Origin of the sequence: Muricoccus pecuniae (genome assembly GCF_014199205.1) — a bacterium.
GTDB lineage: Bacteria > Pseudomonadota > Alphaproteobacteria > Acetobacterales > Acetobacteraceae > Roseomonas > Roseomonas pecuniae.
On the sequence record NZ_JACIJD010000013.1, the window covers coordinates 60954 to 77720 of the forward strand.

Below are 16767 nucleotides of genomic sequence, written 5' to 3' on the forward strand. Positions count from 1 at the left end.
CCCGGCCCGGGTGAACGAAGCGTAAAGCCCCGGCACTTTCGCTCCCTGCGGGGCCATGCCATTCACCAATCGACGCCCGCCGAGGCGGAGAGACGGGAAGAAACCTCCATGCAGCACCCATCCCCGCCAAGGGCCGGGACGCCCGGCGCCGATCTCGGCGTCGGCCTCTTCGTCGTCCTGCTCGGCCTCCTCACCCTCTATTCCGCCTGGGCCATCGCGGATTCGCCGCTCTACGCCCAGGTCGGCGCGAAGGCCGTGCCCTATCTCGTGGGGGGAATCCTCGTGGCGCTCGGCATCGCCCTCTCGGCGGTCGCGCTGCGCGGCGGCTGGAGCGGCGACCTGGAGGAGGCGATGGAGGCGCCGCCGACGAACTGGCGCGCGCTTGCCCTGCTCGGCGCGGGGCTGCTGGTGCAGCTCGCCCTCATCGACTGGCTCGGCTTCGTCATCGCGGCGACGATCCAGTACGTGCTCGTCTGCGCCGCCTTCGGCTCGCGCCGCCCGCTGCGCGACCTGCTCATCGGCATCGTGGTGACGCTCGGCGCCTATCTCGGCTTCTCGCGCCTGCTCGGCGTCAATATCGGCGCGGGCGTGCTGGAGGGAATTCTCTGATGGACGTTCTCTCCGGCCTCGCCCTCGGCTTCGGCAACGCCCTCACCCCGATCAATCTCGGCTGGGCGCTGCTCGGCTGCTTCCTCGGCACCGCGATCGGCGTGCTGCCCGGCATCGGGCCGGCGCTGACCATCGCGCTGCTCCTGCCCGTGACCTTCAAGGTGGAGGCGACGGGCGCCTTCATCCTTTTCTGCGGCGTGTTCTACGGCGCGATGTATGGCGGCTCCACCACCTCGATCCTGCTGAACACGCCGGGTGAGTCGGGCTCGATCATCACCGCGCTGGAGGGCGCGAAGATGGCGAAGAACGGGCGCGCGGGGCCGGCCCTCGTCACCGCCGCCGTCGGCTCCTTCGTGGCGGGCACGGTAGGCACGCTCGGCATCTCCTTCGTCGGGCCGCTGGTGGTGGACGTCGCGCTGCGCCTCGGGCCTGCCGAGTACTTCTCGCTGATGATGCTCTGCTTCGTCACCGTCTCGGCGGTGCTCGGCGGCTCGGCGCTGCGCGGCCTCGCCTCGCTCGGCTTCGGGCTGATGCTCGGCCTCGTCGGCGTCGATCTCCAGACGGGGCAGGCGCGGCTGACCTTCGGCATCCCCGAACTGCTGGACGGCGTGAACGTCGTGCTCGTCGCCGTCGCGCTCTTCGCGGTTGGGGAGACGATGTACCTCGCCTGGCGCCACGTGCAGGGCGTGCAGGAGGTGCGGCCCGTCGGGCGGCTGTGGATGAGCGGCCAGGAGTGGCGCCGCTCCATCGGCCCCTGGCTGCGCGGCTCCTTCCTCGGCTTTCCCTTCGGCGTGCTCCCCGCGGGCGGCACGGAGATGCCGACGATGCTCAGCTATTACGCCGAGCGGAAGCTGGTGAAGCCGGAGCACCGGCATGAATTCGGCACGACGGGCGCGATCGAGGGCGTGGCGGGGCCGGAGGCGGCGAACAACGCGGCGGCCGCCGGCATCCTCGTGCCGATGCTCACCCTCGGCCTGCCGACATCGGCGACGGCCGCGATCATGCTCTCGGCCTTCCAGTCCTACGGCATCCAGCCCGGGCCCCTGCTGTTCACGCAGCAGGCGGCGCTCGTCTGGACGCTGATCGCCAGCCTCTACATCGCCAATGTCATGCTGGTGGTGCTGAACCTGCCGCTGGTCGGGCTCTGGGCGCGCATCCTGAAGATCCCGACGCCGCAGCTCTATGCCGGCATCCTCGTCTTCGCGACGATCGGCACCTACGGGATCAGCAACTCGGTGACGGACCTCGTGCTGCTCTACGGCATCGGGATCGTCGCCATGTTCATGCGGCGCTTCGACTTCCCGACCGCGCCCGTGGTCATCGGCATGATCCTCGGCCCCATGGCGGAGCAGGCGCTGCGCCAGGCGCTGACGATCAGCCAGGGCGACTGGACCACCTTCCTCACGCGCCCGATCTCGCTGTGCATCCTGCTGGTGGCGGTGCTGGCGCTGGTGGGGCCGCGCCTCTGGGGCGTGTTCCGGGCGCGCGCCTAGCGCCGGCACCCTCCCGCGGCGCCGGGGGCCTGGCCCCTGCCGGTGCCGCGGGGCTGTTCAAGCACCCTTGGACCGGCCTCTTGGAGGGGGCGGTCCCTTTGCCTATCTCTTGGGCATGTCCAAGGCGCTCCCCCACCCCGACCCGGAGGCGATCGACCTCTCCGCGGTGCTGGACGCGCTGCGGGATCCGATCCGGCGGGCGATCGTGCTGACCGTGGCGGAGGGGGGCGAGAAGCGCTGCTCCTCCTTCCTGCACTGCACGACCAAGACGAATCTCAGCTACCACCTCGCCCGCCTGCGGGAGGCCGGGGTGGTGCGGGTTCGCGTCGAGGGGCCGGCCCGGATCGTCTCGCTGCGCCGTACGGAGCTGGACGCGCGATTCCCGGGCCTTCTGGACGCCGTCCTGCGCGGTGCCCGGCAGGCCCCGGCCCCCGCGCGGCTCGCCGAGACGGCCTGACACCCCGAACACCCCGAACGGGGCGCGGCGACGCGCCCGGATGACGCACGAATGAATACCCAGGAAGCCGTGAACCTCTCCCCTCGCGAGATCGTCTCGGAGCTCGACCGCTACATCGTCGGCCAGCACGACGCGAAGCGCGCGGTGGCGATCGCGCTGCGCAACCGCTGGCGCCGGCAGCAGCTGCCGGACGGCATGCGCGAGGAGGTGGTGCCCAAGAACATCCTGATGATCGGCCCGACGGGCTGCGGCAAGACCGAGATCGCCCGCCGCCTCGCCCGGCTGGCCAACGCGCCCTTCCTGAAGGTCGAGGCCACGAAGTTCACCGAGGTCGGCTATGTCGGCCGCGACGTGGAGGGGATCGTGCGTGACCTCGTGGAGGCGAGCATCGTGCAGCTTCGCGAGGCCGCCCGCGCCGAGGTGCAGGCCAAGGCCGAGCTGAACGCCGAGGAGCGGCTGATCACCGCCCTCGTCGGCGAGGGCGCGAATGGCGAGACGCGGATGAAGTTCCGCCGCATGCTGCGCGACGGCAGCCTCGACTCCAAGGAGGTCGAGGTGCAGGTGGCCGAGCAGGCGATGCCGATCGGCGCGATGGACATCCCGGGCATGCCGCCCGGCGCCCAGAACATCCAGGAGATGATGGGCAAGATGTTCGGCGGCCGCAGCCGCGCGCGCAAGATGACGGTGGCCGAGGCCCGCACCGCGCTCCAGCGCGAGGAGGCCGACAAGCTTCTCGACCAGGAGAAGCTGACGCGAGACGCGGTGCACCACGCGGAGCAGAACGGCATCGTCTTCATCGACGAGATCGACAAGGTCTGCGCGCGCACGGGCGAGGGCGGGTTCCGCGGCGGCGACGTCTCGCGCGAGGGCGTGCAGCGCGACCTGCTGCCGCTCATCGAGGGCACGACGGTGAACACGAAGCACGGCCCGGTGAAGACGGACCACATCCTCTTCATCGCGAGCGGTGCCTTCCACCTCGCCAAGCCCTCCGACCTCCTGCCGGAGCTGCAGGGCCGCCTGCCGATTCGTGTGGAGCTGCGCGGCCTGACGCGGGACGACTTCCGCCGCATCCTGACGGAGCCGGAGCACGCGCTGACGGCACAGTACACCGCGCTGCTCGGCACGGAGGGCGTGACGCTCGACTTCGCGCCGGACTCGATCGACGCGGTGGCCGAGCTCGCCGCCGACATCAACGACCGCGTGGAGAATATCGGCGCGCGGCGGCTGGCGACGGTGCTGGAGCGGCTGCTGGAGGAGGTCTCCTTCACCGCCTCCGACCGTCGCGGCGAGACGGTGCGCGTGGACGCGGCCTATGTGCGGGAGAAGGTCGCGCCGCTGGCCTCCAGCACGGACCTGTCGCGCTTCATTCTCTGAGCGCGGCCGGGGGAGGGCGCCGCCTTCCCCCGGAGCTTCCATCCCCGGGCCGTTCTACTCCGCCGCCTGCGCCGCCACCCGGCGACGAGGCCGGCCCGCCGCCGCCCGCTTCGCCCGGCGCCGGTCGAGGTAGAGGATGATCCCGGTGATGCCGAAGAGCGGCATTATGAGGCTCGCGATCATCATCAGCACTGTCACCACCGTGCCGAAGTAGCGGCCGCTGTGCAGGGCCAGCATGCTGCCCATCAGCTGATGGGCGAGGGGCTGGTCGTCGTAGCGGCGGTGCTCCACCACGCGGTCGGCGGCGTCGATTGCGATGGTGTTGCGGGCGTCCTCGTGGGCGGGATCCGCGTCCACATAGGTGATCCGCAGCGGCTGGCCGGGCGAGGGGATGCGGAGGGACGCCGTGCCGTAGTCCGGCCGCTCCCGCAGGAAGGCGGCCCAGGCGCGGTCGATATCGACCGGCGCGGGGCGGGGGCCGCGCTCGCCCCGCGACGCCCCGCCAGCGCCTTCCCGCGGCGCACCTTCCACCCGGGGCGGAGTTTCCACCCGGGGTGGAGCCTCCACCCGGGGCGGGCCGGCCTGGGCGGGGCGGGGGGCGCCGGTGAGGTCGAAGAGGGCGTTCCGGTACCAGTCGAAGGACCAGAACAGGCCGGTCAGCCCCATCAGCACGTAGAGCGGCAGCACCCAGGTGCCGATGACGGAGTGCAGCCGCCAGTTGAGGGCGCGTCCGCGCAGCCGCGGGCTGATGTGGAACCAGGTCCGCAGGTTCAGCGCGCGCCGGGGCCAGCGGAGATAGAGGCCGCTGAGGGAGAGGAAGACGAGGGCGATGGTGGAGACGCCGACCACGACCTTGCCCTCCTGCCCCGCCAGCAGCCAGCGGTGCAGCTCGCGCGTGGTGCGGAAGAAGCCGTCACCGGTGGGGGCGCCGAGGAGCGCGCCGGTCCAGGGATCGGCGTAGCGCGGCTCGCCGCGGGGCGGGCGCCCGCCGCCGCCCTCCTGCGGGGGCGCGCCCGGCGGGGAGACGGTGGCGCGCACGGCGCGCCCGGGCGAGGCGGCGAGGTTGAGGGCGAGGACGCGGGCGCCGCTCCCGTCCTCGATCCGGCGGATCAGCTCGGCCGGCGCCGGGCGCGGCTCGGGGCGGGGTGCCACGGTGAGGACGCCGGGATTCAGCGCCCGCATGATCTCGTCCTGGAAGGAGAGGAGCCCGCCCGTGACGCCGACCACCATCAGCACCATCCCGGCGGTGATGCCGAGGAACCAGTGGGTCTGGAACAAGGCGGTCTTGAGGGAGGGGAGGCGGAGGGCCAAGGCTGATCGTCCCGTGTCGGCCCGGAGGGAGGATGTCCTTCCGGTCAGGACGGGCTAATGCGAATCGTATGCAATTGCAAGGAAGGCGCTGGGCCTTCCCGCTCAGCCGTTCAGATAGGCGTTGAACTTCGCCATCCAGAAGTTCGGCACCTCGTTGCCCCCGCCCGACCGGATGCGAATCGTCCAGATCGGCTCCGCCGTGTCGGCCGTCTCGATGATGAATTTCCAGCCCACGCGCCGGTCGGCCGAGTTGTAGACCGGCTCGGCCCGCCATTTCCGGATGACGGAGAAGGGCAGCAGCTTCATCAGCCGGTGGGAGGCGAGGCCGACCATCTCCTCGCTCGCGCTGAAGAGAAGGGTGGTGTCGCGCCCCTCCAGCCGGTCGTCCAGCCCAGGGCACTCAGCCGCCAGCGCGGCCACGGCCCTGCGGCGCCCTTCCCGCACGGACCAGAGGCGCCAGAGGATTGCGCCCAACAGGGCGAGCGCGCCCAGAACCGCCAGCGTCACCAACCCAGCCATCCCCTTCCGGCCCCGCGCGGGGATTAGGGCCATCACGCCGGGCGATCAACGAAGCCCGGGGAGCGGGATGCAACCCCGCCCCCGGCGCGCCATTTCTTCCGCCATGAGCACGACCATGCCCGCCCTGCTGACCCTTCCCGAGGACGCCCAGACGGACCTGGCCAAGGCCGTGGCCACGCTGGAGGGACCCTCCTTCGCCGCCCGCCTCGCCTCCATCGCCGGCACGCCGATCGAGGCGCTGAAGGCCCGCCTGCCCGAGGGCGTGCGCGACCAGCTCGACCACGCCGTCCGCCGCGCGCTGGAGAAGGCCTGGTCTACGGCGGTGGGCACGGAGCCCCGCCGCACGCCCTTCGGCATGGATGTCGCCTGGTTCCACCGGGGCGTCGCCATGGCCAGCGGCGCGGCGGGCGGCGCCTTCGGGCTGATCGGTACGCTGGCCGAGCTGCCGGTCTCCACCACCATCCTCCTGCGCCAGATCGCCGCCGAGGCCGCCGCGGCCGGGGAGGACCCGAAGGTGGCCGCCACCGCCGCCGAGTGCATGGCCGTCTTCGCCATCGGCAGCCCGAACAACACCGAGGACGACGTGGCCGAGACCGGCTACTTCGCCGCCCGCATCGCCCTCGCCCAGATGCTGCCCAATGCGGCCTCGAGCCTCGTCTCGGGCCTCGTGCCCGGCTTCCTCGGGGCCATCGCGGCGCGCTTCACGGGGACGGTGGGGCTGAAACTATCCGCCCAGGCGGTGCCGGTCATCGGCGCGGCGGCGGGGGCGGCGATCAACCTCGCCTTCCTCGAGCACTTCCGCGAGGTGGCGAAGTCCCACTTCACCGTCCGCAAGCTGGAGCGGATTTACGGCGCGGACCGCGTGCGCGCCGCCTATGACGCGCTGCGCGACGGCAGCACGGGGTGACGTCATTGCTGGCCGGATAAGGCTCGGTCAGGCCGGGCGACCGGCCGGCGGGTCCCGGTACTCGGCCCAGCCCCCGTCCAGGCCGAGGCGCGTCCAGCGCAGGCCGGCGACGGGACGGTCCGGCCGCGGGGCGCGCAGGTGCAGGAAGCCCTCGGAGTCGTGGCGGATCACCCATCCCAGCGCCATGTCGGCGCCGGCCTCGTCCGTCAGGGCGACCAGGCGCCCCGGCGGGGGACCGGTCTCGCCGGTGTCCGATAAGAGGGAAAGGCCCGCGACCGCCAGCGACCAGGCCGGGGCTCCCTCGAGATAGTCCCGGAAGCCGGCCCGCCGCAGAGCCCGCCTCTCGCCCTCTCCCTTGCGGCGCGCCAGGGGCGGGCGGGCCAGGGCGAGGGAGGGAAGGGCGGCGTGGTCGGCCAGCACCGCCCCGAGGTCCCGGTCCTCGCCGATGGCGACGAGGAGGTCGGGCCGGAGCGCGGCGATCAGCGCCCGCTTCAGGCGCCGGCCGGGACCGCGCAGCAGGCCGCATGTGTTGATGACCAGGAGACCGGCCCCCGCCTCCGCGGCCAGGGCGGCGGAGCCCTCCATCAGCCGTGCCCAGGCCCCCAGGGGCTCGACCGCGCCGAGATAGGCCAGCGCGGAGAGGACGGGCGGGCCGCTCCCGGCGATCCGCCCGAGGGTGACGCAGGCCGGCGGGCCGAGCTGCTTCTGGCCGGGATCGGTGTCGAGGAGCGCCGCTGGGCGGGAGAGCCCCGCGGCACGGGCGAGCAGGAGGCCGCAGAAGGTGCTCTTGCCCGCGTCCGGCGCGCCGAGCACCAGCACGCGCCGGGACGGCCCGCCGGCGATCCGGTGCAGCGCGGCCTCCCAGTCCGGTGGCGTCTCCACGGGCATGCCGAAGCTCCGGTCGGCGTGCCGGGAAGGCGGGCCTAGCCGAGCGCCAGCGCCGCGACCTCGCCCACCGCGCGGTTGTTGCTGTCCAGCACCGGCGCCTCCACCGCCCGCGCCAGCTCCGCCGCGCGCTCGGCGGGGAGGAGGCCGAGGCGGCCGAGGATCGTGGCGAAAACCGCCATCTTCCCGCGCGAGGCGCCGTCCAGGATCTTCACCGCGATGCCCAGCCCCATCTCGGGCACGAAGCCGAGGACGAAGCCCTCCGCCCCCTCCTTCAGCACCACGCGCCCCCCTGTGGCGGCGACGATGCGGGAGGTCGGCCGGCCGCGGCCGGAGACGTGGTCGGGGTGCTCGCGCAGCGCGGCGAGGAGACGGCGAATGGCGGCCTCGCGCCGGGAGTCCTGCACGGCGAGGGCGGCGTAGCGGGCGGCGGCGCGGGCGGCGTCGGCCACCGTCATCGCCAGCGCCGGCAGGCCGCACCCGTCCGTTCCCCGGGGCAGGGCGGCGGCGTCCTGGCCGATCAGCTCGGAGAGCGCCCCGAGCCAGTGCGCCTGCGCCGGGTGGTCCGGCCGCTCATAGCCCTCCGGCGCGCCGAAGGCGGCGGCGGCGGCGAGGAAGCCGCAATGCTTGCCGGAGCAGTTGTGGAAGACCCGGCGCTTGCCCCCGGCGCGGAGGGCATCGGCCAGGTCGCCCTCCCCCATCGGCAGGGCGGGGCCGCAGACGAGGGCCGATTCCGGGCGCCCGAGACGGCCCAGCCACTCCTCGACCATCCGCACTTGGAAGGGCTCGGCGCGGTGGGAGGCGCAGGCGAGCGCCAGATGAGCGGCGTCCAGCCCATCCGCCGCCCCGCTCTCGACGAGGGAGAGGGCCTGGAAGGGCTTGAGGGAGGAGCGGGGGAAGGTGAGGAGGTCCGGGTCGCCCCAGGCATGGAGGAGGCGGCCATCGGCACCGGCCACCACGGCCACGCCGTGATGGACGCTCTCGGTGACGCCGCCGCGCCGGACCTCGACCATGGGAATCATGCGCGCACCCGTCGCAGGAGAAGCGCCGGAAGGCGCAGGAGGAAGCCGAGCATCAGCCGGGTGTGCATGCCCGTGAGCAGCAGGTTGTCCCGGCCGTAGCGGAAATGGGAGATCCCGCCCTCGGCGGGGGTGAGGTAGCGCACGGCGGCCGGGATGTTGAGGGCCGGCACCCCGCGCCAGGCGAGGCGCACGGCGGCCTCGGCGTCGAAGTCGTAGCGGCGCATCCAGGGGTTGCGGCGCATCACCGCCAGCAGCGGGGCGATGGGGTAGACGCGGAAGCCGTAGAGGCTGTCCCGGATCGGCTCCCCGCCGCGCGTGCACCACAGCGTCTCCAGCCCCGTCCACCAGTTGGAGACGCGGCGCCCGCGCACGCGCAGGAGCGGCGCCTCCGGCCCGAAGACGGGGGTGCCGAGCACCATCGCCTCCGGACGCGCGGCGGAGGCGGCCATGAAGTCGGGGATGCGGTCGGCGGGGTGCTGGCCGTCGGCGTCCATGGCGAGGGCGTGGGTGAAGCCCGCCGCGGCGGCGGCCTCCAGCGCGTCGCGCAGGGCGGCGCCCTTGCCGCCGTTCACCGGGCGCTCGATCAGCCGGAAGCCGGGATCGGCGACCTCGCGCAGGGGAGCGGCGGAGCCGTCCGTGCTGCCGTCCACCACCACCCAGACGGCGGGCCAGGCGGCGCGCGCGGCGGCGACCGTCTCCGCCAGGCGCGGGCCGGTGTTGTAGCTCGGGATGACGACGAGATGGGTGCGGCTCAACGGGGATACTCGCCCAGGGCGGCGGCGGTGCGGCGGCGCAGGGCCTCGGCGAAGGCCTCGGCCGGCCCCTCCACCCTCACCGCCTCGCCCAGCCGGGCGCGGTAGCGCAGCGGGAAGTCCGGGCGGCGCCAGATCGGCCAGCCCTTGCCGAGGTAGCGCGTGTTGCTCTCGATGAGGACGGGCTGCACCGGCGCGCGGGCGCGGCGGGCGATGAGGGCGAAGCCGGGCTGGAAGGGGCCGGTGCGGCCATCGGGCGAGCGGGTCCCCTCGGGGAAGACGACGAGGTTCGCCCCCTCCCGCAGGGCCTCCACCGCGCGGCGGATGACGTGCAGCCCGGCATCGTTGGGGATGTAGCCCGCCAGCCGGCCCCCGCCCATGACCGGGTTCCGCTCCAGCCCCGCCTTCATGATGCAGACGGCATCCGGCAGTTGCGAGACGACAAGCATGACATCGATCAGGGAGAGGTGGTTGGGCGCCACCACCAGCCCGCGCGCGTGGCGCAGGGGCGCGAGCGCCGAGAGGTCCAACTCCACCAGCCCCGCCCGCTCCATCAGGCCGAGCAGGAAGCGGAAGCCGCTCCCGATCGCACGGCGGCCGAAGGGTCCCCCGATGCGGGGCGGCAGCAGCGCCGAGAGGGCCAGCGCCACCAGCCCCCAGCCGAGGAAGCAGGCCCCGAGCACCGCGACCACGCCGTAGAAGGCCAGCGTGTCCCGCAGCAGCCGCGGGCGGTCGGGCGGGCGCAGGGGAGGAAGGGCCTCCGAAGGGGCGGCGGGTTGCGGCGCTGGCACGTCGTCTCCCCCTCGGCCTTCGGGCCGCCGCCGGCCCGGTGCTGCTGCTCCTGGCGAGAGGATAGCCGGATCCCACCCGCGCCCCTACCCCTCCAGAGCGAGCAGGGCGAAGGTCGCGAGCCAGTGCTCGCCCATGTAGTGCCCGGCGACATGGGGCAGCCCGGCCTCGATGTGGCGAAGGGCGGCGGCCTCCATCGGGGGTCGGCGCGGATCGCCCGGAGGCAGGGCGGCGGCGAGGCGGCGCCAGCACCAGGCGCGGGAGAGGTTCAGCCCGTCGAGATGCGCGATCTTGCCGTCCGTGCGGTCGGAGACGGTGACGGGGTGGAAGAGGGTGGCCGGCTCCCCCGCCGCGAGGCGCGGGAGAAAGGCGTCGAACCAGGGGGCGAAGTCGGCGGGCGGGAGGAGGCGGGCCATGAGGGCGGCCTCGACGAGGGTGGGGGAGAGGAAGTCGTCGCCCGAGGGCTCGCCCCAGGCCGGGCAGTCCCGGTCCGCCCCGTACCAGCGGAGCGCCGTGGCGCGGAGGAGGGGGAGGTCGGCCCTCATCGCCTCCGCCGCCATGAGCAGGCCGAAGGCGGTGTTCGGATGGGCGCCGACGCGCACGGGATAGGTGGCGAGCGGCAGGAAGTCGCGGAAGCGCCCCGCGAAGGCCTCGGCCAGGGGGGCGAGGGTAGCCGCCCAGGGCTCCTCCCCCTGCCGGGCCAGCTCGGCGGAGAGGGCGAGGAGCCAGCCCCAGCCATAGGGCCGCTCGAAGCCCCGCGCGCCGGGGGCGGCGAGATAGGCCACCTCCCCCGCCACGGCATCGGCCGTCAGCCGGCGGTGGAACAGGGCGCGGATCGCCGGGGCCGGCTCCATGGCGGGGAAGCGGCGCAGCAGGCGGGCGAGGGTCCAGTAGGCGTGGACGCAGGAGTGCCAGTCATAGCTGCCGAAGAAGACGGGATGCAGCGCGGCGGGCGTGCGCGCGTCCTCCGGCCCGTTGAGCACATGGCCGGGCTTGTTCGGGTATTCCCGCTCCACATGGCCGAGGGCAATGGCGGCGAGGCGGGCGGCGAGCGGCTCGTCGAGGCTGGGGGGCATGGGCGGGGGTGGTGACCGATCACGCGGAGATGCGTCAAGCCGGGCTCATTCCGCCTTGTATGCCGCGCCGCAGCATGGGATGCCCCCGCCATGCTCCGTGCCCTCTATGACTGGATCATCCAACTCGCCGCCCATCGCCGCGCCCCGGCGCTGCTCGGCGTCGTCTCCTTCGCGGAGAGCAGCTTCTTTCCCATCCCGCCCGACGCCATGCTCATCCCGATGTGCCTGTCGCGGCCGGACCAGGCCTATCGCTACGCCTTCATCTGCACCGTCACCTCGGTGGTCGGCGGGCTGCTGGGCTACGCCATCGGCGCCTTTCTCTTCGAGGCGGTGGCGCTGCCCGTCCTCTCCGCCTACGGCCATGCGGACGCGCTGGCGACCTTCACCGCCTGGTTCGAGCGCTGGGGGGCGGCGGTGATCCTCATCAAGGGGCTGACGCCCATCCCCTACAAGGTCGTCACCATCGCGGCCGGGGCGGCGCATTTCTCGCTGCTCGTCTTCTTCGTCTGCAGCGTCATCACCCGCGGGGCGCGCTTCTTCCTGCTCGCCTTCCTCATCCGCCGCTTCGGGCCGCCGGCCCGGGAGTTCATCGAGCGCCGCCTGAACCTCATCGCCGGCGTCACGGCGGTGGCGATCATCGGCGGGTTCCTGGCGCTCCGCTTCATCTGAGGGGCGCCGGGGGCCTCGCCCCCTGGTGATGCGGCCCGGCGCTATCGGCCGCCGCGCGGCGGCCCTACATGCGGCGCCATGCCCTTTCGCGCCCTCGAGACCTTCATCGACCCGGTGGCCCCGCCGGGCGCGCGGGCCGCGCGCTTCCTCGGCACCCCCGTGCCGGAGGCCCCGCCGCCCGAGGGGCTGATCGGCTTCTACTGGCACTTCGCGCGGCAGGCGCGGGCGCTGGTGATCGCCCTCTTCGTCACGGGCTTCCTGACGGCGGTGCTGGACAGCCTCATTCCCGTCTTCATCGGGAAAATAGTGTCCCTGCTCGGGCGGCACGCGCCGGAGGACCTCTGGCGGGAGGCGGGAGGAAGCCTGCTGCTGATGGCGGCGGTGATGCTGCTCGCCCGCCCCGGCGCGATCCTCGCGCAGAACCTCGTGATGAACCAGGGCATCAACCCCGCCTTCACCAGCCTCATCCGGTGGCAGTCGCACCGGCTGGTCTCGCGCCAGGGCTGGACCTTCTTCCAGGAGGATTTCGCGGGGCGGGTGGCGAACCGGGTGATGCAGGCCGGGCCGGCGCTGCGGGAATCGGTCGTCCAGGCGCTGACCGCGGTCTGGTACATCCTGGTCTACGGGAGCAGCGCCGTGCTGTGGCTGGGCAGCACGGATTGGCGGCTGACCCTGCCGATCCTCCTCTGGTTCGCCGCCTACGCCGCCCTGCTGCGCTTCGTCGTCCCCCGGATGCGGGACCGCTCCCGCGCCGCCTCGGAGCAGCGGAGCCTGCTGACCGGGCGGATCGTGGACGCCTACACGAACATCCTCTCCATCAAGCTCTTCGCCCGCGCCTCCAGGGAGGACGCCTTCGTGCAGGAGGGAGTCCTCGGGCTCACCGGCGCCTTCCAGAACCAGATGCGGATGGTGACGCTGAACGCGGCGCTGCTCGCCCTGCTGAACGCGCTGCTGCTCATCTCCATGGTGGCCCTGTCGATCCTGCTGTGGATGGGGGGGAGGGTGGAGGCGGCGGCGGTGGCCACCGCCCTGCCCATGGCCTGGCAGATCGCCAACATCTCCGGCTGGGTCGCCTTCACCGTCGCGAGCATCTTCGAGAACATCGGCGTGGTGCAGGAGGCCATGCGGAGCATCGCCGTGCCGCCGACCGAGCCGGACCCGCCGGGCGCCAGGCCCCTGGCGGTGACGCGCGGCGCCATCCGCTTCGAGCGCGTGCGCTTCGGCTACGGGCGGGAGGAAGGGGCGGTGCTGGACGGCTTCGACCTCCTCATCGCCCCCGGCGAGCGCGTGGGGCTGATCGGCCATTCCGGCGCGGGCAAGACGACGGCGGTGAACCTGCTGCTGCGCTTCTTCTACCCGGAATCCGGCCGCATCACGATCGACGGCCAGGACATCGCGGGGGTGACGGGGGAGAGCCTGCGCGCCGCCATCGGCATGGTGACGCAAGACACCGCGCTGCTGCACCGCTCCATCGGCGACAACATCCGCTTCGGCCGGCCCGAGGCCACCCAGGCGGAGGTGGAGGAGGCCGCACGGCGGGCGGAGGCGGCCGGCTTCATCGCCGAACTGTCGGACTGGCGGGGGCGGCGGGGATACGAAGCCCATGCCGGGGAGCGCGGTGTGAAGCTCTCGGGCGGGCAGCGGCAGCGCATCGCCATCGCCCGCGTGCTGCTGAAGAACGCCCCCATCCTCGTGCTGGACGAGGCCACCAGCGCCCTCGATTCGGAGGTGGAGGCCGCGATCGGGGACCAGCTCTCGGCCCTGATGGCGGGCAAGACCGTGATCGCCATCGCCCACCGCCTCTCGACCATCGCGACGCTCGACCGGCTGGTGGTGCTGGAGGAGGGGCAGGTGGCCGAGAGCGGCACCCACGCGGAATTGCTCGCCCGCAACGGGGCCTATGCCCGGCTCTGGGCCCGGCAGTCCGGCGGCTTCATCGGGGCCTGAGCGGGCGCCGTTCCGCCCCGCGCCCGGGGAGTCGCAACAACCCCTGGCAAAGGGGTGTTAAGGAGGTGTTGCGGTGCGGCGCCAGCTTGACACCACATGGACGCCAATTTAGGGACCCCCTGCCTTCCCTGGGGAAACCGCGGAGGAGCATGGTGGAAAACCGGGACGGCTTCGACGACCGGCTGCGGCAGGCCAGGACCCGACAGGGACTGGACCCCAAGCCCGAGAAGGGTGGGGGCGGACTGCCGACGGGACCGTGGGGAATAGGCTTCCGCGCGGGGGTCGAGGTCGTATCGGCACTGGTCGTGGGCGCGGCGCTGGGCTTTGGCCTGGACCGCTGGCTCGGCACCTTCCCCTGGCTCTTCCTCGTCTTCTTCGTGGTGGGCGGCGCCGCCGGGGTGCTGAACGTCTACAGGCTGTTCAACACCCGCCCCGGCGCCGGACCGTGAACGCAAGGACCGAGACGTGGCCGCCGAAGGCAAGACGATCGACGCGCTGAGCCAGTTCGAGCTGATCCCGGTCCTCGGCCCGGTCGGCCGGGCGGTGGGCTTCTCCCAGTCCAACGCGCACATGCTGCTGGCGGTGGGCCTGATCTCCGCGCTGATGCTCTTCGGCATCCGCAAGCGCGCGCTGGTGCCGGGCCGGTTCCAGGCCGCGGCCGAGATGTTCTACGAGTTCATCGAGAACTTGGTCACGGGTCAGGTCGGGCATGAGGGGCGCAAGTACTTCCCCTTCGTCTTCGCGCTGTTCATGTTCGTGCTGTTCGGCAACCTGATCGGCCTGTTCCCCTACGCCTTCACCTACACCAGCCACATCGCGGTCACGCTCGGCCTGGCCGCCACCGTCTTCCTCGTGACGACGATCGTGGCCCTGGTGCTGCACGGGAAGAAGTTCTTCGGCTACTTCTTCCCCGAGGGCGCGCCGCTCTGGCTCGCGCCCATCATCGTGCCGGTCGAGGTGGTGTCCTACCTCTCCCGCCCGGTCAGCCTTTCCGTGCGTCTCTTCGCCAACATGGTGGCGGGGCACGTGCTGCTGAAGGTCTTCGCGACCTTCGTCGTCCTCCTCGGGGGCCTGGGCGCGATCGGGCCGGTGGCCTCGCTCCTGCCGCTCTCGGTGAACGTGCTGCTCGTCGGGTTCGAGATCCTGGTGGCCTTCCTTCAGGCCTATGTGTTCGCGATCCTGACCTGCATCTACCTGCACGACGCGGTGCACCTGCACTAAACCGCGCCGGCAACCACTCCAACCGCTCAACAAGGAAGAGTCCTCCGATGAACGATCCTGCCGCCTATCTCGGCGCCTTCAAGGCGCTCGGCGCCGGCATCGCCGTCTTCGCGCTGTTCGGCGTGGGTCTCGCGCTCGGCAACATCTTCTCGACGCTGATCTCGTCGGTTGCCCGCAACCCGTCGGCCCGCGACACCGTGTTCCCGATCGGCATTCTCGGCTTCGCCCTCACGGAAGCCGTCGCGCTCTTCGCGCTGCTGATCGCCTTCCTGATCCTCTTCGCCTGATCGGGTCCGCGGCGCGGCCGGGGCACGCCCCTGGCCGTCCGCCGCGGGACGGAGAACGCATGATCCGCCTCCTGCACGCCGCGGCTTTGGCGCTCCTGCTCTCGCAGGCGCCGGCCGCGCTCGCCCAGCAAGTCACGGCACCGCACGCGACCGGCCCGGTGCGGACCAACGCGCCCCTGCCGGGGCAGCAGGGCGAGAGCATCGCCGTGCAGGCGGACAGCGACCGCGCCCGCGCGGTCGAGGCGGCCAACCGCTCGGCCGCCGAGCACGAGCACGCGGCGGCCGCCGCCGCTGATGCCGGCGGCATGCCGCAGCTCGACTTCGGCAACCCCCTGATGATCTCCCAGGTGGTGTGGCTGTTCGTCATCTTCGGGCTGCTCGTCTTCCTCACCTACCAGTTCCTGCTGCCGCCGGTGGCCGGGGTGATCGAGAACCGGCGCGCGCGCATCGCCGCCGACCTCGACGCCGCCCGGGACGCCCGCGCCGAGGCCGAGGCCGCCGAGGCCGGCCGCCGCGACAGCACCGCCCGCGCCCGCGCCGAGGCCCAGGCCTCCGTCGCTGCCGCGGCGCAGGCCGCCCAGGCCGAATCCGCCGCCCGCGCCGAGGCGCTGGCCGCGCGCCTGGACAAGCAGATCGCCGAGGCCGAGACCCGCATCGGCTCCGCTCGCGACGCCGCCATGGGCGCGCTCCGCGAGGTGGCTACCGATGCGACCAACGCCCTCGTCCAGCGCCTCTCCGGCCTGAGCGACGGGGCCGCGGTCTCCGCCGCGGTGGACCGCGAGCTGGCGGCCCGCAACCTCAAGACCGCCGGCTAGAGGGGCGCGCCATGCATCATTACGAGCACTTCTGGCTCGACCCGAAGTTCTGGGTCGCCGTCTCCTTTGTCCTCTTCGTCGTCCTGCTCGGGCGGATGATCTGGGGCCGGCTCGGCGCCCTGCTGGACGCCCGCGGCGCCCAGGTGCGCTCCCAGCTCGCCGAGGCGACCCGCCTCCGTGAGGAGGCCGAGGCCATGCGCAAGCAGGCCGAGGCCGAGCGCGCCCAGGCCGTGCAGGAGGCCGAGGCGATGATCACCCGCGCCCGCGCCGAGGCCGACCGCGTGGCCACTGCCGCCACCGCCGAGGCGGAGGCGAACGCCGCCCGCCGCGAGCGCATGGCCATGGACCGCATCGCCGCCGCCGAGGCGAGCGCCCTGGCCGAGGTCCGCCAGGCCGCCGCCGAGATCGCCGCCGCCGCCGCGCGGACGGTGATCGCGGAGCGGCTGACGGCGGAGCAGGACGCCGCCATGATCGACAAGGCCGTGGCCGACCTGCCTCGCGCGCTCCGCGCGGCTTGATGAGGCCCGCGCTCCGCGCGGCCTGATCCTCCCCGGCATTCCGGGTGCTTGAGCGGGGGCCTTCGGGCCCCCGTTTTCATTTTCGCGCGCCCCGCCTAGCCTCGCCTTCGAATCCT

The 16767-nt window shown here is 73.0% G+C and carries 19 protein-coding genes; 12 read left to right on the top strand and 7 right to left on the bottom strand.

The genetic code is table 11. The features are described 5' to 3' along the window. The first annotated feature begins 108 nt into the window (after positions 1–108). The 4 genes from FHS87_RS14730 to hslU all read left to right on the top strand — a co-directional run bounded on the left by FHS87_RS14730 (position 109) and on the right by hslU (position 3933). Positions 109–609, top strand: a complete 501-nt coding sequence (locus FHS87_RS14730) for a tripartite tricarboxylate transporter TctB family protein (protein ID WP_184519854.1) — start codon at positions 109–111, stop codon at positions 607–609. Continuing rightward, complete coding sequence (locus FHS87_RS14735) at positions 609–2102, top strand: tripartite tricarboxylate transporter permease (protein ID WP_184519857.1); 1494 nt, start codon at positions 609–611, stop codon at positions 2100–2102. The genes FHS87_RS14730 and FHS87_RS14735 overlap by 1 nt, the downstream gene beginning before the upstream one ends. A gap of 115 nt (positions 2103–2217) precedes the next feature. Continuing rightward, positions 2218–2559: an ArsR/SmtB family transcription factor gene (locus tag FHS87_RS14740; RefSeq protein WP_184519860.1), complete on the top strand. Its 342-nt coding sequence runs from the start codon at positions 2218–2220 to the stop codon at positions 2557–2559. 51 nt (positions 2560–2610) lie between these two features. Continuing rightward, on the top strand, positions 2611–3933 hold the full coding sequence (gene hslU / locus FHS87_RS14745) for an ATP-dependent protease ATPase subunit HslU (RefSeq protein WP_184519863.1): 1323 nt from the start codon (positions 2611–2613) through the stop codon (positions 3931–3933). Positions 3934–3987: 54 nt separating this feature from the next. On the opposite strand, the gene FHS87_RS14750 is transcribed toward hslU, so the two are convergent. Together FHS87_RS14750 and FHS87_RS14755 are read right to left on the bottom strand one after the other, a co-directional pair. Then, positions 3988–5244 (bottom strand): PepSY-associated TM helix domain-containing protein, encoded by a 1257-nt coding sequence (locus tag FHS87_RS14750; protein ID WP_184519865.1) that lies wholly within the window; start codon positions 5242–5244, stop codon positions 3988–3990. Between the two features lie 102 nt (positions 5245–5346). Beyond that, positions 5347–5751, bottom strand: coding sequence for a hypothetical protein (locus FHS87_RS14755; protein WP_184519869.1), 405 nt, complete (start codon positions 5749–5751; stop codon positions 5347–5349). A gap of 127 nt (positions 5752–5878) precedes the next feature. Between FHS87_RS14755 and FHS87_RS14760 the strand changes: the two genes are divergently transcribed. Then, positions 5879–6670: an EcsC family protein gene (locus tag FHS87_RS14760; protein ID WP_246418420.1), complete on the top strand. Its 792-nt coding sequence runs from the start codon at positions 5879–5881 to the stop codon at positions 6668–6670. A gap of 27 nt (positions 6671–6697) precedes the next feature. Here the strand turns inward: FHS87_RS14760 and FHS87_RS14765 are convergent, their stop codons facing one another. The 5 genes from FHS87_RS14765 to FHS87_RS14785 form a co-directional block, all read right to left on the bottom strand. Further along, positions 6698–7558, bottom strand: a complete 861-nt coding sequence (locus FHS87_RS14765; RefSeq protein WP_184519875.1) for a Clp1/GlmU family protein — start codon at positions 7556–7558, stop codon at positions 6698–6700. 35 nt (positions 7559–7593) lie between these two features. Continuing rightward, positions 7594–8577: an asparaginase gene (locus FHS87_RS14770; protein ID WP_184519878.1), complete on the bottom strand. Its 984-nt coding sequence runs from the start codon at positions 8575–8577 to the stop codon at positions 7594–7596. Then, the gene (locus tag FHS87_RS14775; protein ID WP_184519881.1) at positions 8574–9332 is read right to left on the bottom strand and encodes a glycosyltransferase family 2 protein; all 759 of its coding nucleotides are present in this window, start codon (positions 9330–9332) and stop codon (positions 8574–8576) included. The genes FHS87_RS14770 and FHS87_RS14775 overlap by 4 nt, the downstream gene beginning before the upstream one ends. Continuing rightward, positions 9329–10120: a lysophospholipid acyltransferase family protein gene (locus tag FHS87_RS23805; protein ID WP_184519884.1), complete on the bottom strand. Its 792-nt coding sequence runs from the start codon at positions 10118–10120 to the stop codon at positions 9329–9331. The genes FHS87_RS14775 and FHS87_RS23805 overlap by 4 nt, the downstream gene beginning before the upstream one ends. Positions 10121–10204: 84 nt before the next feature. Next, a complete protein-coding gene (locus FHS87_RS14785) occupies positions 10205–11194 on the bottom strand; it encodes a DUF2891 domain-containing protein (protein ID WP_184519887.1) in 990 nt (329 codons plus the stop codon). A 90-nt stretch (positions 11195–11284) separates the two neighbouring features. On the opposite strand from FHS87_RS14785, the gene FHS87_RS14790 reads away from it, so the two are divergent. The 7 genes from FHS87_RS14790 (at position 11285) to FHS87_RS14820 (ending at position 16651) form a co-directional block, all read left to right on the top strand. Continuing rightward, a complete protein-coding gene (locus FHS87_RS14790; protein ID WP_184519890.1) occupies positions 11285–11863 on the top strand; it encodes a YqaA family protein in 579 nt (192 codons plus the stop codon). A 78-nt stretch (positions 11864–11941) separates the two neighbouring features. Continuing rightward, entirely contained in the window at positions 11942–13810 is a 1869-nt protein-coding gene (locus tag FHS87_RS14795) for an ABC transporter ATP-binding protein (RefSeq protein ID WP_184519893.1), read from the top strand. Positions 13811–13959: 149 nt separating this feature from the next. Beyond that, complete coding sequence (locus tag FHS87_RS14800; RefSeq protein WP_184519896.1) at positions 13960–14259, top strand: AtpZ/AtpI family protein; 300 nt, start codon at positions 13960–13962, stop codon at positions 14257–14259. Between the two features lie 16 nt (positions 14260–14275). Next, entirely contained in the window at positions 14276–15031 is a 756-nt protein-coding gene (locus tag FHS87_RS14805; protein WP_184519900.1) for a F0F1 ATP synthase subunit A, read from the top strand. A 47-nt stretch (positions 15032–15078) separates the two neighbouring features. Then, complete coding sequence (locus FHS87_RS14810) at positions 15079–15318, top strand: ATP synthase subunit C family protein (protein WP_073134617.1); 240 nt, start codon at positions 15079–15081, stop codon at positions 15316–15318. A gap of 59 nt (positions 15319–15377) precedes the next feature. Beyond that, positions 15378–16133, top strand: coding sequence for a F0F1 ATP synthase subunit B family protein (locus FHS87_RS14815; RefSeq protein ID WP_246418421.1), 756 nt, complete (start codon positions 15378–15380; stop codon positions 16131–16133). 11 nt (positions 16134–16144) lie between these two features. After that, positions 16145–16651, top strand: coding sequence for a F0F1 ATP synthase subunit B family protein (locus FHS87_RS14820; RefSeq protein ID WP_184519903.1), 507 nt, complete (start codon positions 16145–16147; stop codon positions 16649–16651). The last annotated feature ends 116 nt before the right edge of the window (positions 16652–16767 follow it).